We start from the raw sequence: 23523 nt of genomic DNA, 5'->3' as shown, positions 1-23523 counted from the left end.
GCCCCTACGCCACCGCACGCCTCAACGCCACCGCCGCCGCGTCAGGTCCCGGATCAGCACCTGCGCCGCGTTCCGGCCCGACGCACCCATGATCCCGCCGCCCGGATGGGTGCTCGCGCCCGTCAGGTACAGGCCCTGAACGCCGGGCCAGCGGTACTGGCTGGCTTTCATCCAGGGGCGGAACGAGAACATCTGATCGAAACTCATCTCCAGGTGCATGACGTTCCCGCGGTGCAGGCCCAGGTTCGTCTCCAGCCACTGCGGCGTCTGCACCAGCTCCCCCACAATGGTGTCCCGTGTGCCCGGCGCGTAATGCTCAAACGCCCGCAGGATGTTCTCCCGCGCCTCGGCCGTGCGTGTCTCCCAGGAGCCGCTGCTCAGCTCGTACGGGTAGTACTGCGCCCACAGCCACAGCACGTCTGCGCCGGGCGGAGCGAGCGAGTCATCCACCGCGCTGAAACTCATCGCGATCAGTGGCGGGTCCGTCGTGGGTTCCCCCGCCAGGTACTCCCCGTACCCTTTCATCAGCTGCCGCTCACTCCTGATCAGCAGCCCGAGCCCCACGCGGCTGTCCGGCTCGGTGTGCTGCCGGTACTTCACCTTCTCACTCAGGGCCAGCCGCAGCACCATTCCGAACCCGTTCCCCACCCGCACCTGCCGCGCCGCGGCGGGCACCACCTCGTCCGGCAGGGCGCCCGCCGTGGTGAGCACGTGCGCGCCCGACACGACCGCGCGGGCCGTGTACGTCTCCCCATTCGCCAGCCGCACGCCCAGCGCCTTTCCGCCTTTCACCAGGATGTCCTGCACGGGGGCGTTCACGAACACCTGCCCGCCGTCCGCCTCAACGGCCCGCTGCAGCGCCTTCGTCAGGCCGCCCGATCCGCCCTTGGGGCGCGCCACGCCACCCTCGTGGTACAGCGGGTGCCACAGCAGAAACGGCGCGCTCAGCGGGTCACTGGGCGGCGGGCCGCTCTGCGCCGCCATCCACACCAGCGGCGCCCGCACCCGCTCCTCGGTGAAGTATTCCCGCGCCACGTCCCCGTACGGCCGCAGGATGCGCGGCAGCTGCTCCATCCAGTCGCGTCCGCGCCCGCTGCTGACCACCATCTTGCCCATGTCCAGCGGTCCTGGCGCCGCGTTGAACAGGTCTGCCACACTCCGCGCGAACGGCGTCCAGTCGTTCAGGAACCGCGCGTACGCCTCACCCTGACCTGGGAACAGGGCGTCCAGTTCGCGCGCCGTCCGGTCCGCGTCCCGGTGAATGAACCACGGCGTTTCTCCGTCCGAGGCGTGAAACATCGGATCCACGTCCAGGTAGTGCAGGCCGTGCCGGGACAGCTCCAGTTCCCGCACGACCGGCGTCATGCGGATCAGGATGTGCGCACTTCCGCCGTAATCGAAGCGGTACCCGGGCACGAGTTCCTCGGTGCTCACCGCGCCGCCCACGATGTGCCGCCGTTCGAACACGCCCACGCGCAACCCCGCCTTCGCGGCGTACGCGGCGGTCACCAGCGCGTTGTGCCCCGCGCCCATCACGATCACGTCGAAATCCGGCATCAACGTCAGTCTGGCATGCGCCCCGGCGCGCGGAGCGTCAGCGGGCACGCGGTTGTGCGTGCCCGGCACGCGGCGGGCAGAGTTAGGGGAGCTGCAGGGTCCGGCCACTGCGGAACGTGACCTCCACCTGCGGGCTGGTGCTGGCGGCCTGCGAGACGGTGCAGGTGCTGATCTGGTCGCGACTGCTGTCCGGTACGTCCGCCAGCGGGCACGGACCGTCGCGCAGCGTGCCCCCAGCCTGCTCGGCCAGAGCAAACGTGTAGGCCATGCGCGCCGCCGCCTGCTCACCGGCCTGCGTGGCGCGGGTGCGGGCACCCAGCAGGTTCGGAATCAGCACCGCTGCCAGGATGCCCACCAGGAACAAGTGCAGCACGGCGTGCCCGGCAATCAGGGCGATCTTGACGCTGTTGTCCGGGTCCGGCCGGAACGACCGCGCCTCACGCTGCGCGTACGCCCGGCCGAAGTGCACCAGCAGCGCCCCCACCCCAGCCACCGGCAGCAGCAGCGCCCCCGACGATCCGGTCAGGCCCGCCACCACGGACGCCAGCAGGTTCAGAACGATCAGGATGCCGATCCAGCCGACATGCCAGCCGATCAGGCCGATGTACGAGAACCCCGAGCCGGGCAGCAGCAGGTTCAGCAGGTGGCCGAGCGCCACGCTGGGCGGCCGGCGGGTGGCTGGAGCGGACGGAAGGTGCAGGGTGTCTTCAGGCCAGGTCATGCCCTGCACGCTAGAGGCCGCCGGGACCGCGCGGCGCCTCACCTGCGTGCCCCCCCGCCGGGGGCAGGATGACGCCTGACCCTCTTGCCGGTGGGCGGTCAGGGCCCCGTGAACGCGGGGGCGTGAGGTTCGGCAGATGGCGTGCATGAAGGCGGCCGGCACCGGGGAGCTTGGCGGGCGCCGGTGAAGGCGCGGCCCGCAGCGACGCGGTGGCCGGGCCTGCGGACGTCCCACACAGGCTGCGGGTCTGCCCAGGAGCGCGTGATCCGCCGCCGGGGTCCGGACCCGTGACGGTCAGTCCGGCCAGCCGAACACCGGGTCGTGCGGCGCGGGCCACTGCACGTCAAGGTCGCCGGTCACGCCCTCGATGCAGCGCACGGGCACGATGCCGGTCCCGCTGCCGCACACCCAGGCGCGCGTGACGCGGGGCAGTTCACTCACGGGGACAGGCCGCGTCAGGAACGTTCGGCCACTCAGGAACGCCGCGCGGGTCACGGAAGGCAACCCGCCGGCGGGCACGACCAGCGCGCCGTCCAGTTCCAGCAGGGGAGAGGTGCGGCTGCCGTCCACAACGTGCCCGTGCGTGTCCAGCAGCCACCCCTCGAATGCGGGGGCCGCCTCGTGCGCCGCGAGGCGGTACGGAAGATAGTTCCCGGTTTTATGTTCCCCCAGCTGCGGGTGCACCTGCACGCCTGTGACCCGCACGGTCACGCCCGCCGCAGGGCGCGGGCCGGGCGTGAGGGGCCGGTGCGTGCAGTACGTGCCGTCTGCCGTGACGGTCACCCGCAGCAGCCCCCACGGCACCACGTTCAGGGCAGGCCCCCCGGGCTCCGGTGGTGGCAGGCCCAGCGCCGCGCAGGTGGCACGCAGCCGCGTCAGGTGCGCGGTCCACAGCAGAGGCCGGCCCTGCTGCGTCCGGACAGTCGTGAACGCCGTCTCGCCGTGCAGCCACGCGGGCGCATTCACGCCGTCCGGCAGGGACCTCACGGGCGCCACTCGCGGCTCAGGCGCAGCCAGTTGCCCAGCAGGAGACGCCCGGCCGGGCTCAGGACGCTCTCCGGGTGGAACTGCACGCCCCAGGCGGGCCGGTCCGGAACGTGCAGCGCCATGATCTCACCGTCCTCGCTCGTGGCGGTCACGAGTTCTGCCGGTACGCCGCGCACCACCAGCGAGTGGTACCGCCCGAACGGCGCGCCCGGCGGCACATCCTGAAACAGCCCCCGGCCGTCGTGCCGGGCATACTCGGGCCGGCCGTGCACCGGCTGGGCGCGTTCCACGCGGCCGCCCAGCACCTGCCCCAGCGCCTGGTGGCCCAGGCACACGCCCAGCAGCGGCACGCCCGACGCCAGGCACGCCTGCGTGAGGGGCACGGTGCAGCCGCTGGTGTCGGGCGTGCCCGGACCCGGGCCGACCAGCACGGCGTCCGGGTGGGTGGCGAGCAGCGCGTCCGGGTCCTCGTCCTGCCTGCGGACATCGACCTGCGCGCCCAGGGCCAGCAGGTCATGCGCGAGGTTCCACGTGAATGAATCGCGGTTGTCCAGCAGCAGGACGCGTGCGCCCGTATGGGTCGTGGCGGGTGGCGGCGCCCACGCCACGCCGTGCACGGGCCGGGCCGGGGGCCGCGCGGGGCGGCCGGGCATGCCCGCCAGCACGCTCAGGAGCGCCTGGGCTTTGTGCACGGTTTCCTGCGCCTCGCGCGCCGGGTCGGCGTCAATCACGGTGCCGCCGCCCGCGCGGACCTCCACCGTCCAGCCGTGGCCGCTGCGGGTGAAGGCGGCCGTGCGAATCAGGATGTTCAGGTCCACCACCGGCCCGCTGATGAGCCCCAGGGCGCCGGTGTACCAGCCGCGCGGGCCGGGTTCCAGGGTGTGAATGGCCTGCATCACGCGTTCCTTTGGTGCGCCCGTGATGGTCCCGCCGGGAAAGGTGGCGCTCAGCACGTCGCGCACCGTCACGCCCTCGCGCACCTGGGCGCGCACTTCGGACACGAGGTGCATCACGTGGCTGTACCGCTCGACGAGCATCAGGTCCGGTACGGTGACGGTGCCGGGCGCGGCCACGCGGCCCAGGTCGTGCCGCACGAGGTCCACCAGCATCGTGTGTTCCGCGGCCTCCTTCGGACTCTGGCGCAGTTCCGCCTCGAACGCCGCGTCCTCCTCGGGGGTGTCGCCGCGGCGCCGGGTACCGGCAATGGGGCGCGCGCTGATCACGCCGCCCGCCCACTTCACCAGCCGCTCCGGGCTGCACGACACGACCACCTCGTCTCCCAGGTCCGCGAAGGCCATGAACGGGCTGGGGTTGACGTCCCGCAGGCGCAGGTACGCTGCCAGGGGGTCGCCGTGCGCGTCGGCCTGCACGCCGCGCGAGAGGTTCACCTGGTACACCTCGCCCGCGCGGATCAGCTCCTGCACGGCCTGCACGCCTGCCGGATAGTTCACGTCGTCCGCCCCGAACGTGCCCACACTCAGGGCCGGGTCCGGGGAGGGGGAGAGGGCCAGCAGGGCCGCCCAGTTGACGTGCGCGTCCCCCACCACGCTCAGGGTGCCGCGCGCGCGGTCCCACACCAGACCCGACGGGTACAGCCCCCACCACATGGCCTCCCCGCGCGGCGCGTGCGCGGGAAGGCCCAGCGTGCGGGCCGCCTCGTATTTCAGGCCGCCCAGCCACGCCGGGAAGACGGCGGTCCCGTCAGGCCGTTCGGGCAGGTCGCGCTGCACCTGCACCGGGTACGCGCTCAGGAAAGACTGCGTGCCGTACTCCTCCACCGGTCCCAGGGACTCCAACAGCACCACGCCCGGCGCGTCCGCGGCGCGCAGCCGGCGCAGCACGGCCGCGGGACTCAGGTCCTGCGGCAGGGCAGGGGAGGCGGGAGGTGCGCCGGGGGTCACGGGCCGGATTCTATCCGGCGCCGGCGCGGGGCGGGCCAGTGCCGGGGCAACCGTCAGGAATTCCTTACACTTCACCCGGATTTCCGGGATAGAATACGGGCATGTGGGTGTCGACCAAAGCACAGTACGGCCTGCGCGCCCTGATCGAGATTGCGCGCCGCGACGGCGAGGCCGTGCCGCTCAAGGACGTCTCTGAGCGCCAGGGCATCAGCCAGCACTACCTGGAGCAGATTGCCAGCAACCTGCGCCGCGCCGGGTTCATCAAGAGCATCCGCGGCGCGCACGGCGGTTACCGCCTCGCCCGCCCCGCCCATGAAATCAATGCCTACGACGTCGTGACCGCCATGGAGGGCAGCATCGCGCCCGTGTCCTGCGTTGAGGAGGACCACGTGTGCGACAGCCAGAATGTGTGCGGCACCCAGACCCTCTGGCACCGCGTGGACACGGCCCTGCGCGACGTGCTGGGCGGCACTACCCTCGCCGACCTGATCGTGGAAAGTGACCGCCAGCAGCACGCCCGGCTCGTACAGCTTGAACCCAGCTTCCCGCACCTGCGCTGACCCCACCATGCCGCACGCTTCCCCTATGCTGGAGGCCGTGTACCGCTCGCTGATCAAGCCGCTGCTGTTCCGTCTGGACGCCGAGGACGCCCACCACCTCACGATCGGCCTGATGGAAGCCGCCTCCCGAGCGCCCGGCTGGCCCGCCCTGGCCCGCCGCCTCACGGCCCCCACCACGTCTGCCCTTACGCAGACCCTGTGGGGTCAGGCTTTCGCCTCACCGGTCGGTCTTGCCGCCGGTCTCGACAAGAACGGCGTGGCCGTCCCGGCCTTCAGCGCCCTGGGCTTTGGGTTCCTGGAGGTTGGTACCGTCACGCCCGTCGCGCAGGCCGGTAACGACCGGCCCCGCCTGTTCCGCCTGCCGCCCGACGAGGCCCTCATCAACCGCATGGGCTTCAACAACGCCGGCGCCGCTTCCCTGCACGGCCGCCTGAGCGCCCTGCCGGCCCGCCCCGCCCCCGTCTGGGTGAACATCGGGAAGAACAAGGCCACCCCCAACGAGGCCGCTGCACTTGACTACCGCCGCTGCGTGGCGGCCCTGCAGGACGTCGCCGACGCGTTCGTCGTGAACGTCAGCAGCCCCAACACCCCGGGCCTGCGCGCCCTGCAGGCCGCGGGTGACCTCGCCGCGCTGGTGGGCGAGGTTCTCGATGAGGTCGGCGCCCAGCGGGTGCGCACCCTGTCGGCCCCGCCCGTCCTCGTGAAACTCGCCCCTGACCTTCACCCCGCGGACTTCGAAGCCAGCGTGGACGCCGTGGTCCGCGCCGGCGCCGCCGGCCTGATCATCAGCAACACCACGCTTGCCCGCGACGGCCTGAACCACGCCAGCCGCAGCGAAACAGGCGGCCTCAGCGGCCGGCCCCTCACGGCCCGGACCACCGACCTGGTGCGCGCCGCATACCGGCAGACTGGTGGGCGCGTTCCCATCGTGGGGGTCGGCGGGATCTTCACGGCCCAGGACGCCTACGACAAGATCCGCGCCGGCGCCAGCCTGATTGAGGTGTACTCCGCGCTGATCTACCAGGGGCCCGGCCTGGTCCGCGAGATCAATACCGGCCTGACGCGCCTGCTGGCCCGCGACGGCCTGCGTCACCTGAGTGAAGCGGTGGGCACCGACAGCTGAACCCCGGCCCACGCCGCGCTGGCCCGGACGCTCGCCTGGCGTTCAGTGGCCGCTGGTGGCTTTCAGGCCGATAATCGCCACGATCATCAGGGCCATGAAGGCCAGGCGGGCGGGCGTGGCGGGCTCCTGAAACAGCAGGACGCCCAGGAGTCCGGCGCCCACTGCGCCAATCCCGACCCACACGCCGTACGCGGTGCCGATCGGCAGGGTCCTGGCGGCCAGGCCGAGAAGGGCCATGCTGGCCGCCATGCTCAGCAGCGTGAGTGCCGTGGGCACGGGGCGGGTGAAGCCTTCGGTGTACTTCAGGCCGATGGCCCAGCCAACCTCCAGCAGGCCGGCAACAACCAGCAGAATCCATGCCATGACGTGACACCTCCAGTGTCGCGCCGTCTTGTCCTGACCGGGTACGGCGGTGCTCTCGTCCGGAGTGCAGCCCCTGAGGCTGACTGAGGAGCAGTGTACCGGGCCGCCCGATGTGCAGCAGAGGAGGAGGGGAAGCACCCGCTTCCCCTCCTCCAGTGATGTGCCGCGCTAGACGCCCAGGTAGGCGCTGCGGACGCGGTCGTCGGTAAGCAGCTGCGCCTGCGGGCCCTGCAGCGTCACCTGCCCCCCTTCCAGGACGTAGCCGCGGTGGGCGATGCCCAGCGCGGCGAAAGCGTTCTGCTCGGCGAGCAGGACGCTGACACCGTCGGCGTTGACGCGCTGCACCGCCTGGAACACCTGCTCCACCACCAGGGGGGCCAGGCCCAGGCTGGGTTCGTCCAGCAGCAGCAGCTGTGGGCGGGCCATCAGGGCGCGCGCAATGGCGACCATCTGCTGCTGCCCGCCGGACAGGCTGCCGGCCGGCGCGTGCCGTTTGTCCACCAGGGCCGGGAACAGCGCGTACACGCGCTCCAGTTCGCGCGCGGTGCCGGCCGGGTCGCGGCGGTGCACGAACGCGCCCAGGCGCAGGTTCTTCTCGACGCTCAGTTCGGGAAACAGGAGCCGCCCTTCCGGGCACTGGGCGACGCCGTAGGCCACGTTCCGTTCGGGCCGCCCGCTTGTAAGGGACTGCCCGTTCCAGGTGGCACTGCCCCCTGAGGGGCGCTGAAGGCCGCTCAGGGTGCGGAACAGGGTGCTTTTGCCGGCGCCATTCGCGCCCAGCAGCACGACGATCTCGCCCGGCTGCGCGGTCAGGCTCACGCTGCGCAGCGCCGTGAAATGCCCGTAGTTGACGCTCAGGTCGCGCACGTCAAGCATGGGCGCCTCCGGGGGCGGCCTGCTGGCCCATCTGGCCGCCGTGCGCGTGGGAACCCAGGTACGCCTCGATCACGGCCGGGTCGCGGCTTACCTGCGTGGGGGTGCCCTGCGCGATCAGCTGCCCGTGGTGCAGCACGAGAATGTGATCGGCGAGGCCCATCACGAGGCTCATCTTGTGCTCCACCAGGGTCACGCTCAGGCCGCCAGCGACCAGGTCGCGGATCAGGCCCATCAGGTTCACGGTCTCCTCGGGGTTCATGCCGGCCGCCGGTTCGTCCAGCAGCAGCAGTCTGGGGTCGCTGGCAAGCGCCATGGCAATCCCCACGCGTTTCTGCCCTTCCTGCGTGAGCGCCCCGGCGGGCAGCGCCGCGTGGCGCACCAGCCCGACGCGTTCCAGGGCGCGCAGGGCACCGTCGCGGCTGGCCTGCGCGTCGCGCCGTTCCCGGCCCGTGCGCAGCACCGCGTCCAGCAGTCCGGCGCGCGTGCGGACGCGGTGGCCGATCATGGCGTTGTCCAGCACGCTCAGTTCCCGGTAGATGGTGGTCGTCTGGAACGTCCGCGCGATGCCGCGCCCGACCACCTCGTGCGTTTTCAGGCGGGTGATGTCCTCGTTCTGGAAGCGGACGGTGCCGCTGGTGGGCCGGTAGAAGCCGCTGATCAGGTTGAAGAACGTGCTTTTGCCCGCGCCGTTCGGTCCGATGATGGCGGTGATCTGGCCGGCCGGGATGGACGCGGTGACGTCCCGCACCGCATGCAGGCCCCCAAAGTGAATGCCAAGGTTCTGCACGTCAAGCACGGGTAACCTCCTGGGTGTCACTGTCGGCCGTGAGGGGAGCGGGCCGCCGGGCGCGCCAGCGGTCCCACAGGCCCGCGAGGCCGTGCGGCGCGAACATGACCAGCAGCACCAGCAGCGGCCCGAACACGATGTACTGGTAGTCCTGCAGACCCTTGAGGGTCTGGGTGAGGCTGTAGATCAGCGCGGTGCCCAGCAGCGGGCCGGTCAGGGTGCCCAGCCCCCCGACCAGCAGGTACAGCAGCACCGTGAAGGTCGTGACCGGCCCCGTGACGGCTGAACCCAGGAACCCCACGTACACGGCGTACAGCCCGCCTGCGAAACCGGCGAGAGCGGTGGAGAGCATCATGGCGCGCAGTTTGTGAGCGTAGACGTTCACGCCGGCGCTGCGCGCCAGGTCCTCCCCGCCGCGAATGGCGAGTAGGGACCGCCCGAAGGTACTGCCCCGGGTGCGCGCCACGACCAGCACCGTTACGGCCAGGGCCACCAGGGCCAGCAGGTAGAACCCACCAGAGAGCTTCAGACCGATGGCGCGGGACGCCTCCTCCAGACCGGCAGGCGGCGCCACGCCGTTCAGACCGTCGTTCCCGCCGGTCAGGTCATCCCACTTGTTGATCACCAGCGTGATGATCACGCCCACCCCAAGCGTGAAGATCGAGAAGGCGTCCCCGCGCGTGCGGAACGCCACGAGGCCCAGCAGGAGGCCCAGCAGGGCGCACAGCGCCACCCCGGCCGGCCACGCCAGCCAGAAGTTCCACCCGGCTTTCAGGGTCAGGATGCCCACCGCGTACGCCCCGATGCCGAAGAACCCGGCGTGCGCCAGCGGCAGCAGCCCCGTGTAGCCCAGCATGACGTTCAGGCCGTACGCCACCATCGCCCAGATCATGATGTTCACGCCCACGTCGAGCGCATACCCGCTGGGCCGCAGGAACGGGAACACCGCGGCCACGGCGAACGCGGCCGCCCACACCCACACGCCGCGCTTCACGTGCCCTTCCGGAACAGGCCCTGGGGCCGCAGGGCCAGCACGACCACCAGCATCGCGAAGCCAATCACGTCCGCGAAGTCCAGGTTGATGTAGAACCCGCCGAACACTTCAGTGAAGGCCAGCAGGAACGCCCCGACGATGGCGCCCGGAACGCTGCCCATGCCGCCCAGGATGATGATGGCGAACACCTTGAGGTTCATAACCTCCCCCATGCTGGGCGCCACTGCGTTGATGGGGGCAATCAGGCTCGCCGCGACGGCCGCGAGCGCCCCGCTGATCCCGAAGGTCAGCATGCCCACCCGGTTCGTGTTGATGCCCACCAGCCGCGCCCCTTCGCGGTTCTGACTCATCGCCTCGATGGTCGCGCCGGTCAGGGTGCGTTTCAGGAAATAGTTCAGGCCGAGCATCACGACGACGCTCGCTGCGATGATCAGCAGCCGCTGCCACGTGAGGGTCACGCCCGCCATATTCACGATGCCGGGCAGCGGCTCGGGAATCTGCTTGAAGTCCGGCCCGAACACCCGCGGGTGCGAGATCAGCGCTTCCAGGAAGAACAGCACCCCGATCGCGGCGATCATGGGGTGCACGTGCGGCGCGTTGCGCAGCGGGTAGAAGATCACGCGTTCCAGCAGCGCCGCCAGCAGCGCCACCCCCAGCGCCGAGAGCAGCAGGGCCGGCACGTATCCCACTTTCAGGCTGGTCAGCGCGGCGTACGTCAGGTACGCGCCCAGCATGTACAGCCCGCCGTGCGCGAAGTTCGGAACGCGCATCACGCCGTACACCAGCGTGAGGCCCAGCGCCACCAGGGCGTACACGCCGCCCAGCGCCAGCGCGTTGAACAGTTGTTGCAGCACCGTCGTCAAAAGCCCATCCTCCTCATGAATGCAGCGCGCGCCCGGCGCAGAACGCCGGGCGCGCAGGTGAAACCAGCCAGCGTCTCCGGACCTTACTTGAAGGTCTTGATCAGGCGCAGGCGCGAGTACTGCCCGTTCTTGACGCTGGCGACCACAAACTCGGCGTCCACGTGCCCGCGGTCCGTCACGCCGAACAGCTTGTACACCGTCTTGCTCCGGGGAAGGGCCTTGGCGGCGGCGTTCAGCTGCGCGCGGATGGCCATGGGGTCGTCGGTGGTCCCGGCCAGTTCCATCGCCTTGGCGATGATGTTCATGCCCATGTAGTTCAGCGCGGCCTCACTGGTGGGAATCTTCTTGAACTGACGCTGGTACTGCGCCACGAACACCTGCGTGCCGGGGAACTCCTTGGTGGGCAGCACGCCCACGCTGCCGTCCAGGTAGTTGCGTGGCACGATCTGGTCCATCTGCTCGAATTTGGCCTGGTCCATCACGATGAACCCGCCCTTGAAGCCCTGCTCGCGCGCGGCCTTCACGACCAGCGCGGTGGGCTGGCTGGGCCCGCCGATAAACAGCACGTCCGGTTTATCGGCCAGGGCTTTTGTGACGGCGCTGCTGTAATCCACAGTGGTGGAGTAATCCACGCCGTTGTCGGCAAGGACGGTCCCGCCCTGTTTCTTCCATTCGGCGCTGATCACGGCGGCCCACTGCTTGCCGTACGCGCTGGTCGTGCCGATCAGCCCGAGGCGGTTACCGAACGCTTTCATCTGGGTTGCCGCGAACGGCTGTACGTAATTGTCGTAGCGGGGCGGAAGCATGAACGTCAGGGGATTACGGGACTCCAGGATTTTCGGCTCGCTGGAGTAGGCCACCAGCAGGAATTCCGGGTCACGGGTCGTCAGGGGCTGCACGGTGAGGATCCCGCCGGCATGAGGAACGAAAATCACGTCGATGCCCTGACTGGTGAGGCGTTTGACGTTGGTCGCCGTTTCGTTCGGGAGGTACCGGTCGTCAAGGGCCACGAGCTTGAAGGTGACCTTCTCGCCCTTGACCGTCACGCCGGTGCGGTTCAGCTCGTTGATGGCCATGTCCAGGCCGCTCTGAACGTCCTTGCCGTAGAAGGCTGCGCCGCCGGACAGCGGGCCGGAAAAGCCGATGTTCACGACCTTCTCCGCCAGAGCAGAGCTGGTCAGGGCCGCGAACAGGGTGGGAAAGAGGAGCCGTTTCTTCATTCGAACCTCCCGGTCAATTCAGCGCGCTCCAGCCTGTGCTGGACGCTGAACGGAGTACAAGTTGTGCGTGCCTGCATGCTGGCACGCGTTCCGGGGGGTGTCAATCGCTTTGCTTACACACGCCACCCAGCAGGTGCCCGGCTATTTCCACTGGCGGCTGGCGAATGAAAAGCCGCCGGGCATCCTATTGGGAACCCGCAAAACAGAAACCCCGCCAGGGGCGGGGTTTCATGCTTCTGGCTCGGCAGGTTGGGGTCGAACCAACGACCGTCCGATTAACAGGAGGACGCCTTCTCATCCTGATTGAGGATAGCTGGTGCCGGGAGGTGGTAGATATTCCCTGTGGAACGGACTTTTTCTGACAAGCGATATCCCAGAGATCCCTCATGTTTCCTCTCTGTGTTATCTCCTCCCGTCCCGGTTGGGCATGCGTTGGGCACGGAATGGATACGAAGGTTAGTCGCTATGGGAAACAGTTTCAGCGCCTACCCCTTCCGGTGTGAGAGCTCACTTATGAACGTGGACCACGTCTCATTTCAGCTGACGTGTCTCGCTGGTGTTCAGTCGTCAGGGTAATTGTTCACTGCATCTTGTACATGGATGACCATAGACGTACAAGTAGTTGTACTTAACGGGATCGAGCACTACCGTGGATGGGTCAGGAGGTACCAAATAGACCGACCCAAAGCCCATCAATATCAGCAAAAAAACGCAAGCGTGTTCATCCGGCCAAGAACACACACGCTTGCGAGGAAGGAAAGACCAGAGGTGCCACGTCAGCGGCAGCTCAAGCCCTTCACGACCTTTGGGAGGTCGCACTATGACTCTAGCTCACGATAACCCCACCCGCCTTACCCGGAAGCCTGAAGAGGCCGGCCCGATGCTGGGCGTTGGGCGAAACGGCGTGTATGACCTGATCCGCTCCGGGCAGCTGCGCAGTATCCGCGTAGGCCGCAAAATTCTGATTCCCCTGAGCGCCATCGACGACTTTCTGAATGGCTCTGGAGGCGATCAATGAATGCCGCCCGTCAGGACCATGACGGGCGAGGGGATAGAGCTGGAGGTACTTGTCGCCTTTCCGCCCTGTACGCTCTCGCGGTGCTCGACATGCAGCGCCCCGGCAACATCGGCGCTGGCCTGAAGGTGGCTGAGATGCTGATGGCCCGGCCGGGCTTCCGTCCCCGGCATGGCGGTCAGGCATGAAGCTGCGCACCCTTCTTGATGGGGTGAACTTGCCGGACCTGATCGCAGAGCACTGCGGTCCTGAGGCGGTCCGGGGGCTCCACCGTGATCGGGGTGGCGTCATTCGCGACCCCCGGCCCGGCCATACGGAGCACAGCCCCTCCTTCAGTGTGTACCTCAACGCCCAGGGCCGCTGGAAGTGGAAGCGGTTTGGTGGGGACGGTGGGCACGGCAGCGCGTATGACTTCCTGCTGGGCCTGGGCTTCACGTCATTCCAGGCGGCGGAGGAACTGTCCCGCTGGACGGGGGCAGCCCTGGCTCCCTCGGTGCCCGCTCCCAGCGCGGCCCGTGTGCCCCTTGATCCCTTGGTAGAGGCCCGGCACGCCCTGAGCCGCTGCGCGCCGCTTGGTGACGCTGAACAGCACCGCGCCCTGCGCTGGGTGTGTCCCCTGGGCCTGCAGGATGCGGCGGGACGGGCGTTGAAGGAACGTGGGTTGTACGGCTGGCAGGGTCTGCAGGCTGGGCAGCTGATCCGGGACTTCCAGACCCGGGATGGGCGCACCCTCGCGCACGCCGGGGCGCTGGCGTTCTCCCTGCGCGGTCCGGACGGGCGGCCCTGGGGCCTGAAGGTGCGGAATCTCGGCAGCGTGGAGGTGTTGAGAGCGTGCGGTCTGGAGCGGTACGTGTACCGGCTCGGGCGATACGGTTCTCCTGCGTGGTGTTCCCCCAGGTACGGCACCGGGGAAGCGGTGCTGATCGTAGAAGGCGAACTGAACGGCGCGGCGGCGTCCCGGGCGCTCAGTCGAGCGGGGGTGCGGGTGGACGTGCAGGGGCTGGCCGGTGCGAACGGGACGCCTTTCCTGGAGGGCCTGCGGGGCAAGCCGGTGTACGTGTACGCCGATCCGGACGCGCCAGGGGCCGCCTGCGTTGGTCGGGTGGCGAGGATGGCCCGCGCTGCCGGGGCGTCAGCCGTGCGGGTGCTTGCCCCTCTCGCGGACGGGGATTTCTGCGACCTCGCGGGGAAGCTCGACATTCACGCTTTCGGCGCCCTCCTGCACCGCCGGATTGAACGCGCAGACCGCTGGCACCCCCCGGTGACTGGCAATATCGCCCTGCCAGTAAACAACGCCCTCCCACACACGCAAAACGATTCCTGGCAGACTGGCCCTCAGGGGTCAGAGTGGGGGGGTGAGGCGGCCGGGTGGGGCGCCCCCGCGACCACCTGGGGCGGCCCACTGCGGAGCGGGTGGTCGGCGTGGCGTTGAAAGTCATTGACCTGCACGCGCAACTCCGGCGTATTGACTTCCTGGTTCCGGGGCTGATTCCGCTGGGCTACGTCACGTTCCTGGGGGCGCGGGAGGGGGTGGGGAAAACCACACTCATGACGTGCCTCGCGTGGCAGATGACCCGCCCAGACGGGCGGGGGGAGTACCTGGGCCACCCGATCCCGGCCGGCCCGGTGATCTACCTGAACACGGACGCCGCGGACGGTGAGGGCCGGTCCGTTCGCTTCTCGCTCGAGCAGCACCGGGTCGCGTTCCCGGACGGAGACATGCGCGGTCTTGCCCTGCTGGAAAGCACGGGCGCGGGCCTGTCCCTCGAGGAATTTGGGGAGCTGCTGAACATGGCGCGTGGCCTGGGGGCGCGGTGCGTCATCATCGACAGCTTCATGGGCACCTTCCCCGGCATTGACGGGAACAAGCTTCAGGACACCATGCGCCCCATGATCGCCCTGCGCGACTTCGCCGCCCAGACGGGCGCGGCGGTGATCGTGCTCGACCACCTTCCCAAAAAAGCCGCGAACGAGAAAGAGGGCGAGCGGGGCATTATGGGCAGCACTGGCAAGAGTGCCCAGGCGCGCGCCGTGCATCTGCTGACCCGCGTGCCCCCGCGTGAAGTCGAGGGGCGGGACGTGCTCCGGTGGGAAGTCAGAAAGAACAGCTTCGCCCGCAGTGGTCACGCGTTGGGGGTGGAGGTGGAGCGCTGGGCGGATGAACACGGGCAGCCGGCCGGGCTGCGCCTCCTGCCGTGCGACCTGCCCGCCGAAGAGGAACGCGGTGACACCCGCAGCGACCGCGCGAAAGCCGCGGCGGTCGCCGTGTTGACGGAGAAGGCCGGTCTGACGGTGCCTCACGCGGAACTGATCGCCGCGGCCGTCAAGGGCGGGAACGTCCGGGAGCGGGCCGCGCAACAGGCCGTCCGGGAGGCTCTGGCCGCGCTGGGGGCACAGGTGCGGGCCGTCCGGATGGGCGGGCGCGGCGCCCCCCGCGCCTACGTGTATGGCGCCGCAGAGGAAGACGTCAGGATCGTGGACGCACCTCAGGACTTCATGCCGCCCGCCCTGGGTGACCCCGAGGAGGTCTTTACGTGCTAGCGCTCGAACTGCTGCGCGAGCTGGAAGGCCGGGGCGTGCGCCTGGCCATTGACGGGGGGCAGCTGGTGGCCCGCGCCCCCCAGGGGGCGATCACACCGGAGCTTGCCGCGCAACTCAAGGCGCAGAAGGCGGCCCTCATGGCGGCGCTCCAGAATCCAGGCACCACGCCCGCGTCGATGCCGGACGCGCTGGTGCGGCTGATCCAGGCTGCGGTCGGGAATCACCTCAACTTCCCGGCCGTCCTGCCGGGTGGGGTGGTGGCGAACCTGGGCGAGTACGTCCTGTCCAGCGCGGCCCTCTACGCGGCGGGTGTCGAGCCGGCGCGTCAGCTTCAGGCGCTCTGGGCTGCGCGGGGCGCGTGGGCCGCATGACTGCCCCGGCAGACGCGCCCACACGGGTGGGCCTCCTGCTCAACGCCGGTGAAGGAATGTACGTGAGGCGGCGGGGAGAACGGCGCGGTCCAGGTCCGCAGGAAGGGCTGAAGCGGGAAGCCCCGCGCCTGATCACACGCCAGACCGCGGTTCCCTTCACCACTCAGCAGAAACACTCCGCGCGGGCCGCTCGACGCCCCCGCCTGGACGAGGTTCAAGCATGACGCACGGCAAAAATTACGAAACAAACCCCCAGAGCGTCGAACGTGACCCGAGAGGCGCAAATGCCGAGCGGCACGGCATCCTCAGTGAACACGTTCCCCCGGCAGAGCGGGCCGCGTACCTCGCGCACGTCGAGGCGGTGCGCGAATCCAGCGGGGCGCGCGGCTACCTGCAGGAACGCCTCGCGGAGCGGGCCGCTCTTGCCCTGTGGCGGCTCGACCGTCTGGCGCGGTACGAGGCGGCACTGTGCACCTCGGAACAGCGCACGGTCACGCAGGGCCTCGCGGAACGCCGGGAGTACGGGTATGCGGGCGGCATCCTGAAGGCGTTCAACCGCGTTCACCGGATGGTGGGGGAGAGCGCTGAGCACCTCCGGACAGATCCGGCCCTCGCGGAAACGGCGGCAGTGAGCCTGGAAGTCAGCGGGGCGTGCCTGGAGGCGCTGGCCGAAGGCGGAACCGGGGAAGGACTGCCGGCGGAGCTGGCGTTCACTGTGGGGCACCTGCTGAGTGAGTCCCTGCAGCGGGTCGGCGTGACGCCCGGGGAGCTTGTGCGGGCCTTGACGGGCAAGCGCGGGCAGCCGGAGGACCTGACCGCCCTCGAGGCAGGAGACTGGGAATTCGAGCCGGAAGAGCTTCCGGGCCTGGTGCGCCTGTGGCGGGAGCGCCTGCCGGACCTGGGGGCGGTGTGGCTCCAGAGCCTCGCGGGCGGCCAGCGCCGCAAAGCAAGGGAGGTGCGGGCGGCTGTGATGGACGCCCGGCAGATCGAAGCGGACTCCTACGTACTCGCCGCTATGCCGGATGGGGAGACCCTGGCGAAGGTCACGCGCTATGAAGCGCACCTGGAGCGCGTGCTGTACCGGGCCTTGCATGACCTGGAAGCCGCGCGGCGCCAGGGGGAGGGTCTGGAGACCCTAGGGCCGCTCCGGGGTGTACTCGATCACACAAACATCACAGAAGGCATCTGAAAGAGGCGTACTTCTGAGCTGGAGACGGCCAGAAGACGCTGAAGGAAGCTACGAGCATATGGGTTCCGCTGCGGGCTGGGCTCGGCCCGCTCGGACGGATGTCACTCCAGGGGTTGACCCTTGAAGTGCTGTAGACACCCACGCCGGCGGCTTCCGGACCCGGCCCGGCCAGTGGTGGGCCATCTGCCAACCTCAGTAAAATGCTGGCATGGCGACTCCTCCCCCCGGCCTCGATCTTCTGGTCATTGCGGAACACCTCGAGGACGTGACAGGGACTGTCGTGGGCGGGTACGTCTGCATCGAGCGCAGAAACCGGCCCTGGCGGGTCCTGCCGCTCATCGCCGTGGATGAGGACACGCTCACTACTGAGGGTGACTACCGCTACGACCGGAAAACAGGCCAGCCCTTGTTCGAGAGTGAGCAGTTTTCTCTTCACCCCCTGACTCAGGAACGGCTGGAGTATCTGATGATCGCGGAAGCCCTCAAGGCGGCTGAGAAGATCAAAGTGAACGTCCTGACTCCCGAAGAGAAGGAGGAATTTCTGCCCGCTGCGCGGCTCATTCTGGGTCTGGCCACCAGATTGGGTCAGGGTGGACCGTCCCGCCTGTTCAAGGGCCTGCGCACGGCCAGGGATCGTTCCCCGAAGTAAGACCAGTTTGCTCTGGGGCCTTCAGTTCAGAAGGGCAGGAGCCCAAGCGATTGCCAAACCGGACGGGCTTCCGGGAGGATCATTCCGTCTGTGTTAGGCCAGCTAGCGGGAATATTGAAGGGGCGAAGACCCCACGGCTTTATTGATGTCCTGATCCGAGTTGGTAAGAGACTTGTGAGGTCCCGTGGCTATTCTCTAGGTACTTCGATCAGACAAGCTCCTGACGAAGAGATGTGATGATCCTCGCCCCGTAACCCGGGCACCTCAGGCGAGGGGAGCAAGTGGTGCGACCGCCTTTTCGCCCGCTTTACCGTCCGGCACACGGATGGAAAGCACCCTCAACCCTCGGAAGACTGCTTCCGAACAGGAGTATCTGATGCGTAACTTCAAAAGCATTGCCCTGCTGGCCACCCTCGTCCTGAGCAACGTCGCGTTCGCTGTTTCCGATAGCGCCACCCTCACGCTGGTCAACTCTGCCCCTGACACCATCTCGGCTGACAATGCCGATCTGACGTGGGCTGGCGCAGGGGCTACGGCTGCCACTGGCACTGGCACCCTGAACTGGGCCACCGCCGGGGTAAGCACTGGTACTCGTAAAGTGACAGCCACTGTCTCGAATGTCCCCACCTTCGTGAAGTCTCTGACTATCAAGGTCGGTACCGCCACTACTGGCGTTATACTCGATACCACCGCGCCATCAGGTGACATTCTGAGCGGCCTGGCCGCCCAGACCAGCGCTTCCCCCACACTTTCCTACACCGCAGAACTGAGTGATGCTGCCCTGAAAAACGGATTTGCTGCTAACGCGACCATCACCGTCGACTTCACTATCTCTGAGTAATCTCGCTTTTTTCAAGTGAGCTGACCATATAAAGGGCAGTAGAACTCCAAGGTTCTACTGCCCTTTACTTCCACCTTTGAGGGGGTCTCTTCCATGAAGTACTCTTTTTTTCCTCTCCTCCTGTCCACTGGCGCACTTCTCACAACGGCACATGCCTCCACCGCTGTGCAGGGCAGCCTTGCTCGTGACCTCGATGTGAAGCCTGGCCAGGTAATTCAAGTGCCTATCACGCTTAGAAACTCCGGAACCGCCGCAGAAACTGTTCGAGTGAGCATTGAGGATGTACGGGCTCTGCCAGGCACCACCACATATCTCCAACCTGGCCAACTCGACCGAAGCAATGCGCTCTGGATCAAACTGCCTGCAACGCTGGTGACTGTGCCGGCCAACAGCACCAAATCGTTCAATGTCACCATTTCGGTGCCACAAGAGGTCGCGCCTGGGACTCACTGGAGCGCAGTCATCGTGCAACCGGATCGTCAGCCTTCAGCCAGCAAGGGTGGGGTTATTGTCAACACTCGTTACGCCATCAATCTGATTACCACTCTGGCAGGGGGGAATGCGAAAATTCGCTTCGCCAGCCCCAATCTTGAGCGTCAGCCAGAGGGCGTGAACTTGGGCGTGAAGGTTTTCAATGACGGCAATGCTGTCACCTTCCCTCAATACCGTGCCGAGGTTTATGACCCACAAGGCAAACTGGTTGCTCGTAATGAGGTGGGTAAAATCCGCCTTTACCCTGGTGGTGGCGTGCAGCTCAACTTCAACTTCGGCAAACTCACGTCTGGCAAGTACACCTTCTTGGTGATGGCCAACGATGGTGTTAACCCAGTTGTGGGAACGCGGTACAACGTTTCATTGGGGAACTAAGATGCGCTGGAGTGCCCTGGCGCTCTCGCTGCTGCTTTCATCTGGCGCGCAAGCTCTGCGCCTGACAGGCCCTCAGGGCGAGCAGGTCATTAAGGTTGTGGACTCGGTCACCGTGATATTTGAGGTACACAACGACACAGCAGTCCCCTGGAGCGGAACGCCCCAACCGGAGCTTCCAGCAGGATGGCACCTGCTGTTCCCTGTAGAAACACTGACGCTCGCGCCGGGTGAACGGTACACCCTGCTGCTTCCTGTTACAGCGCCTGCCCAAGTGGCGGCGGGGGCGTACGCAGTACATCTGCGAGCCGGAGATCTTCAAGCCAGTGCCATGCTGCGCATTGCGCCGCGTCGTGAAGTGAATGTTCAGACTCTCCCAGGTGCCCGGACCATGATTGACGGTGAGGTCGACATCCAGTACATGCTGGTGAACAGTGGGAATCTGTCCGAGAACCTGACGCTCAGTACAGACCCCGCGGGCCTAAGAGTGAATCCGGCCACCCTGACCCTGGCGCCCGGGGAACGCGCAACCGTCACAGTGAGCGGCACCCTGCCTCGCTCCAAGGCCACTACCCGCCGGATCACTCTGAAGGTGCAGGGACAGGGTGGTCTAACTCGCACAGAGCAGACCACCAGCGCGGCCCTGATCAGTGAATTGCCGGTCGCGGAGCGCGCCCTGACTCTGCGGGGCCAGGTCCGGTTCAGCGTGGGACCTGCGCTGCATACAGAACTTGCCCTGAGCGGCCGTATTCACCCAAAGGTGCCCGGTACGGTCGACCTGTATGCCTCAGACACGACGTGGCGCGCTCGGTACACCACAAAAACCTACACGGTGGCTGCGGGTCACCTGTCGCACCCCGGTCTCTCCCAGCAGGCTGGTACGAGTCTCTTCGGGGTCAGTGGCACCGTCATGGAGGGCCCCTGGCACGCCGACGTAAGTGCGGGTAGCCATGAAGGCGCCTTCGCTGGGGGCATCACCGTACGCTACGTCGGGGCGCAGGCAGGGGCCAGCCTGGGCGTCGTAACCTCCAGGCTTGGCACCACGGTCGCCGCCGACGCTACCGGCCGCTCCGGCCCTGTCCGTGCCTGGGCCGGAGCGGCCATGGACCTGACCACCACCGCGGCCCGCGGCACGATTGGCGTGACGTACCAGAGCCAGACCAACACCGCCACCGTCAGTGGTTCGTACCGCGCGGCCGGGTACCAGGGACAGACAAATGCTGACGTGACCGTGAACGCCGAGATGCGTCACCAGTTCCGCAAGGACCTGAGCGGCACTGTGTCTGGCGTCTACCAGCGGGACCCCATGACGCCCGGCGCATCAGCCATGGTTTCCGTCACTGGTCGCCTGAACGCCCCCAAAGAAAGCGTTGAAGTAAGTGTCAAAGGGATCGGCAGTCAGGTTACGGACGCCCAGGTGCGCTACCAGAAAGCTGCGTGGGACACGCGCCTGAAGTGGTCGTCCGGCACGGCGGTCATGCAGACCAGCACCGTGATCCCCGCCGGGCCCATCACCCTCCGGCCGACGGTGGGCGCCCAGTTGAACCTGCAGGCCAAGACAGTTCGTCCGGTTGTAGGGCTTGGTGCTGATTTTGGAATCCGCAGCGGTGCCGTCAACCTTGGCATTCTCTCGCCCACCTCATCCGGTGCCCCCTGGACTGTAACGGGCAGCCTGAATACGAAAATTCAGCAGGCGGACCTGTCCGTCAGTGGGTCAGTCACCGTCGGGAACGGCCAGAGTCGCCCGCAATGGCGCGCGGTGCTCAGCTACCCGCTCGAACTCATCACCGGCCGCCGTCCTGACGTGGGTCGCCTTGAGGGCCGGCTGCTGCGTCCTGACGGGCAGCCCATCACGGGCTTGCGCCTCCAGGCAGGCGAACTCACCACCATCACGGACGCTACCGGCCGCTTCGTGTTCCCGGACGTGCCGCAGGGCACTGTGCAGCTGAACGTCGTGGAGGGTGACGCAGTGGCGGGCCTGCGCGCCCGGCCCGCCCTGCCTCTCCCCGTTACCATAGTGGGTGGTCAGACAAGCACAGTGACCATTCGCCTCTCGCCTGGCGTCACGGTCCAGGGCCAAGTGGTGCTGGACTGGCCTGCGGCAGGGGAGGTGGCTGGCAAACTGGTGGTTCCTGACGCCCCGGCTCTGGCCAGCCTGGTCGTGCGGCTCAGCGGTCCTGAGGGGTCGTATGAGGCTCGACTGGCTGGGGACGGTACCTTTAAACTCAACAGCGTCCAGCCTGGTACCTATGACCTGCTACTGTCCGTGGACGGCAGCGCCCTCCTCACCACCGCCCGGCTGGTAACTGCCACGCTCACTGTGCCGGAAGACGGCTGGGTCATGGCCGACCTTCACCTTCTGCCGATTACCCAGGAAGTTCAGGTTGAAGAAGGGGGCTCGCTAGAGCTGAAATAGGTAAACATTGCCCCAGGCTCCCCTCTGGACTGCGCTTAGAGACCGGTGCGGAGGGGAGCTTGAATTCGTTGCTCAAGACGTGGTGGCGTCCCAGGGCTTTACAGTGGATGAACTGAAATGGTGCTTCCTGGGCCGCATTCAGGATTTCATGCCTGCCGACTCTGACCTGGAACCTCTCCGCGCCCTGTTTCAGCAGAGCCGCCCCCACTCCTGATTGCCAGTTTGCCAGGAATCACTCGTGGTCGGTTGACACAACGTTTTTTGCTGGTGGGTCACGCCTGCCAGTAAACTTCAACTGAACCAGAAGCCGAGTCGTACGGCAGGCCCGTCCGTACATTGAAAACCAACGGGAAGGATAGTTTTCGCAGAACAGACACGAGGGGGGACTGTGGCGAAAAAAGCGGACACAGCCAAGCGTGGCAACGGGCGCGGTACCATTCGCCGGCTCCCGTCCGGGCGGTTCCAATGGCGGGCGACCGTTGAGCTTCCCAACGGGGAACTAGAGCGCGTGAGTGGAACGGTCAGCACCAAGACGGAAGCGGAGGAAGCCCTGAGTCAGGTGCGGACGGACGCACGCCGGGGACAATTTGCCGTCACGCCGAAGACGACGCTCAAGGAGTACGTGCTGGCGTGGCATGAGGTGCGTCGGGAGGGGCAGGCAGCCAAATACAGCCATGGCCAGCGCAACATGATTGACACCCATATCATTCCCGCTCTAGGCGGGCGGAAGATGGCCAGCATTACCCCACGTGATCTGGAGGCGTTCTACGCCGGCCTCAGGCATCAGGACAAACGCCGGGCGGAGGATCTGGGGAAACCGCTCAGTGACTCGATGAAGCGGCAGATTCACAACATCCTGCGGCAGATGTTCGCGGAGGCAGTGAGGCACGGTGACCTGCTCCGCAATCCGGCGGATGTGGTGCGGCCCAAGTCTACCCGCGAGGCCGCGCAGGACGGGTTGTCGAAAGCCTGGACGGAAGAGGAGGCGGGTCGCTTCTACCGGGTGGCGCGTCAGGACCGCCGGGGGGTGGCGTTCTGCTTCATGCTCTCAACGGGGATGCGGATAGGGGAGACGTTGGGCCTCCGGTGGGAGAACGTTGACCTGGACAGCGGGTTGGTGCACATCCGGGAAGCGCTGGTCAGTCTGAGCGGCAAGGCCCACAGAACCACGCCGAAAACGGCTCGGTCGCGCCGCACCATTCCGGTGACCGGGGACGCCCTGAGCCTCCTGCGGGACATGCCGCGGCAGGTCGCGCTTGACCGGGAGGCGCAGGGCGCGCGCTACGTGGGCAGTGACGCGGTGTTCACGACCTCGCGGGGGCTGCCGATCCTGCCGGATAACGTCTATAAGCTCATGCAGGACCTGTGCAGGAAAGCGGAGGTGCCGTACAAGGGGACGCATGTGCTCCGGCACAGTTTCATTTCCATTCATGGGCAGCAGGGGAAGGCGGTCGAGGTGATCAGTGCGCACGTGGGGCACGCCCGCCCGTCGTTCACCCAGGACCGTTACCGGACCGTGTTTCAGAAGGAACGTGAGGCCTTGACCCTGGATTTCTCGACGCTCACGCAAGACTCAGACGCCGACGGCTAGCAGTTCCGTTGGGCACGCGTTGGGCACGAAACGGGCGTCTGAACCGTTGGGCACGAAAGGCAATACAAAAAACCCCCTCTGGGAGGGGGTTTGC

Annotated in this window: 22 protein-coding genes and 2 riboswitches; of the genes, 12 read left to right on the top strand and 10 right to left on the bottom strand. The window is 67.4% G+C overall.

Annotated features, from left to right (window positions below; translation table 11 throughout):
* Positions 1–21: 21 nt before the first annotated feature.
* The 4 genes from LAJ19_RS10905 to LAJ19_RS10890 form a co-directional block, all read right to left on the bottom strand.
* Positions 22–1557, bottom strand: coding sequence for a phytoene desaturase family protein (locus tag LAJ19_RS10905; protein ID WP_225475780.1), 1536 nt, complete (start codon positions 1555–1557; stop codon positions 22–24).
* An 82-nt stretch (positions 1558–1639) separates the two neighbouring features.
* Positions 1640–2278: a hypothetical protein gene (locus LAJ19_RS10900; RefSeq protein ID WP_225475779.1), complete on the bottom strand. Its 639-nt coding sequence runs from the start codon at positions 2276–2278 to the stop codon at positions 1640–1642.
* Between the two features lie 294 nt (positions 2279–2572).
* On the bottom strand, positions 2573–3265 hold the full coding sequence (locus tag LAJ19_RS10895) for an aminotransferase class IV (RefSeq protein ID WP_225475778.1): 693 nt from the start codon (positions 3263–3265) through the stop codon (positions 2573–2575).
* Positions 3262–5166 carry a chorismate-binding protein gene (locus tag LAJ19_RS10890; protein ID WP_225475777.1) on the bottom strand — a complete coding sequence of 635 codons (1905 nt, stop codon included), beginning with the start codon at positions 5164–5166 and terminating at the stop codon, positions 3262–3264. The genes LAJ19_RS10895 and LAJ19_RS10890 overlap by 4 nt, the downstream gene beginning before the upstream one ends.
* Positions 5167–5267: 101 nt before the next feature.
* Here LAJ19_RS10890 and LAJ19_RS10885 point away from each other — a divergent pair, with 101 nt between their 5' ends.
* Together LAJ19_RS10885 and LAJ19_RS10880 are read left to right on the top strand one after the other, a co-directional pair.
* Positions 5268–5726: an RrF2 family transcriptional regulator gene (locus LAJ19_RS10885; RefSeq protein WP_225475776.1), complete on the top strand. Its 459-nt coding sequence runs from the start codon at positions 5268–5270 to the stop codon at positions 5724–5726.
* Positions 5727–5751: 25 nt separating this feature from the next.
* Positions 5752–6849, top strand: a complete 1098-nt coding sequence (locus tag LAJ19_RS10880) for a quinone-dependent dihydroorotate dehydrogenase (protein ID WP_432804206.1) — start codon at positions 5752–5754, stop codon at positions 6847–6849.
* A 42-nt stretch (positions 6850–6891) separates the two neighbouring features.
* Here the strand turns inward: LAJ19_RS10880 and LAJ19_RS10875 are convergent, their stop codons facing one another.
* The 6 genes from LAJ19_RS10875 to LAJ19_RS10850 all read right to left on the bottom strand — a co-directional run bounded on the left by LAJ19_RS10875 (position 6892) and on the right by LAJ19_RS10850 (position 11952).
* Positions 6892–7212, bottom strand: a complete 321-nt coding sequence (locus LAJ19_RS10875) for a DMT family transporter (RefSeq protein WP_225475775.1) — start codon at positions 7210–7212, stop codon at positions 6892–6894.
* 17 nt (positions 7213–7229) lie between these two features.
* Positions 7230–7299: riboswitch (guanidine-III (ykkC-III) riboswitch) on the bottom strand.
* 81 nt (positions 7300–7380) lie between these two features.
* The gene (locus LAJ19_RS10870) at positions 7381–8088 is read right to left on the bottom strand and encodes an ABC transporter ATP-binding protein (RefSeq protein ID WP_225475774.1); all 708 of its coding nucleotides are present in this window, start codon (positions 8086–8088) and stop codon (positions 7381–7383) included.
* Positions 8081–8884, bottom strand: coding sequence for an ABC transporter ATP-binding protein (locus LAJ19_RS10865; protein ID WP_225475773.1), 804 nt, complete (start codon positions 8882–8884; stop codon positions 8081–8083). Before LAJ19_RS10865 ends, LAJ19_RS10870 begins: the two co-directional genes overlap by 8 nt.
* On the bottom strand, positions 8877–9869 hold the full coding sequence (locus LAJ19_RS10860; protein WP_225475772.1) for a branched-chain amino acid ABC transporter permease: 993 nt from the start codon (positions 9867–9869) through the stop codon (positions 8877–8879). Before LAJ19_RS10860 ends, LAJ19_RS10865 begins: the two co-directional genes overlap by 8 nt.
* A complete protein-coding gene (locus LAJ19_RS10855) occupies positions 9866–10732 on the bottom strand; it encodes a branched-chain amino acid ABC transporter permease (protein WP_225475771.1) in 867 nt (288 codons plus the stop codon). Before LAJ19_RS10855 ends, LAJ19_RS10860 begins: the two co-directional genes overlap by 4 nt.
* 83 nt (positions 10733–10815) lie before the next feature.
* Complete coding sequence (locus LAJ19_RS10850; protein ID WP_225475770.1) at positions 10816–11952, bottom strand: ABC transporter substrate-binding protein; 1137 nt, start codon at positions 11950–11952, stop codon at positions 10816–10818.
* Positions 11953–12772: 820 nt separating this feature from the next.
* Here LAJ19_RS10850 and LAJ19_RS10845 point away from each other — a divergent pair.
* The 10 genes from LAJ19_RS10845 to LAJ19_RS10800 all read left to right on the top strand — a co-directional run bounded on the left by LAJ19_RS10845 (position 12773) and on the right by LAJ19_RS10800 (position 23429).
* A complete protein-coding gene (locus LAJ19_RS10845) occupies positions 12773–12970 on the top strand; it encodes a helix-turn-helix domain-containing protein (RefSeq protein ID WP_225475769.1) in 198 nt (65 codons plus the stop codon).
* A gap of 181 nt (positions 12971–13151) precedes the next feature.
* A complete protein-coding gene (locus LAJ19_RS10840) occupies positions 13152–14399 on the top strand; it encodes a hypothetical protein (RefSeq protein WP_225475768.1) in 1248 nt (415 codons plus the stop codon).
* Positions 14390–15508, top strand: a complete 1119-nt coding sequence (locus LAJ19_RS10835) for an AAA family ATPase (protein ID WP_225475767.1) — start codon at positions 14390–14392, stop codon at positions 15506–15508. The genes LAJ19_RS10840 and LAJ19_RS10835 overlap by 10 nt, the downstream gene beginning before the upstream one ends.
* Positions 15502–15879 (top strand): TubC N-terminal docking domain-related protein, encoded by a 378-nt coding sequence (locus LAJ19_RS10830; protein WP_225475766.1) that lies wholly within the window; start codon positions 15502–15504, stop codon positions 15877–15879. The genes LAJ19_RS10835 and LAJ19_RS10830 overlap by 7 nt, the downstream gene beginning before the upstream one ends.
* 220 nt (positions 15880–16099) lie before the next feature.
* Positions 16100–17068, top strand: a complete 969-nt coding sequence (locus LAJ19_RS10825) for a hypothetical protein (protein WP_225475765.1) — start codon at positions 16100–16102, stop codon at positions 17066–17068.
* Between the two features lie 208 nt (positions 17069–17276).
* The gene (locus LAJ19_RS10820) at positions 17277–17717 is read left to right on the top strand and encodes a hypothetical protein (protein WP_225475764.1); all 441 of its coding nucleotides are present in this window, start codon (positions 17277–17279) and stop codon (positions 17715–17717) included.
* Between the two features lie 220 nt (positions 17718–17937).
* Positions 17938–18022, top strand: a riboswitch (cyclic di-GMP riboswitch).
* Between the two features lie 71 nt (positions 18023–18093).
* Positions 18094–18558 (top strand): hypothetical protein, encoded by a 465-nt coding sequence (locus tag LAJ19_RS10815; protein WP_225475763.1) that lies wholly within the window; start codon positions 18094–18096, stop codon positions 18556–18558.
* A 93-nt stretch (positions 18559–18651) separates the two neighbouring features.
* Positions 18652–19425 (top strand): hypothetical protein, encoded by a 774-nt coding sequence (locus LAJ19_RS10810; RefSeq protein ID WP_225475762.1) that lies wholly within the window; start codon positions 18652–18654, stop codon positions 19423–19425.
* Positions 19426–19813: 388 nt separating this feature from the next.
* Entirely contained in the window at positions 19814–21838 is a 2025-nt protein-coding gene (locus LAJ19_RS10805) for a carboxypeptidase regulatory-like domain-containing protein (RefSeq protein WP_225475761.1), read from the top strand.
* Positions 21839–22346: 508 nt separating this feature from the next.
* Complete coding sequence (locus tag LAJ19_RS10800) at positions 22347–23429, top strand: tyrosine-type recombinase/integrase (RefSeq protein WP_225475760.1); 1083 nt, start codon at positions 22347–22349, stop codon at positions 23427–23429.
* Positions 23430–23523: the final 94 nt, after the last annotated feature.

The organism is Deinococcus taeanensis (assembly GCF_020229735.1).
Lineage (GTDB): Bacteria > Deinococcota > Deinococci > Deinococcales > Deinococcaceae > Deinococcus > Deinococcus taeanensis.
The sequence above is the reverse complement of the archived record's forward strand: the minus strand, read 5'-3'. Positions and strand labels throughout refer to the sequence as shown.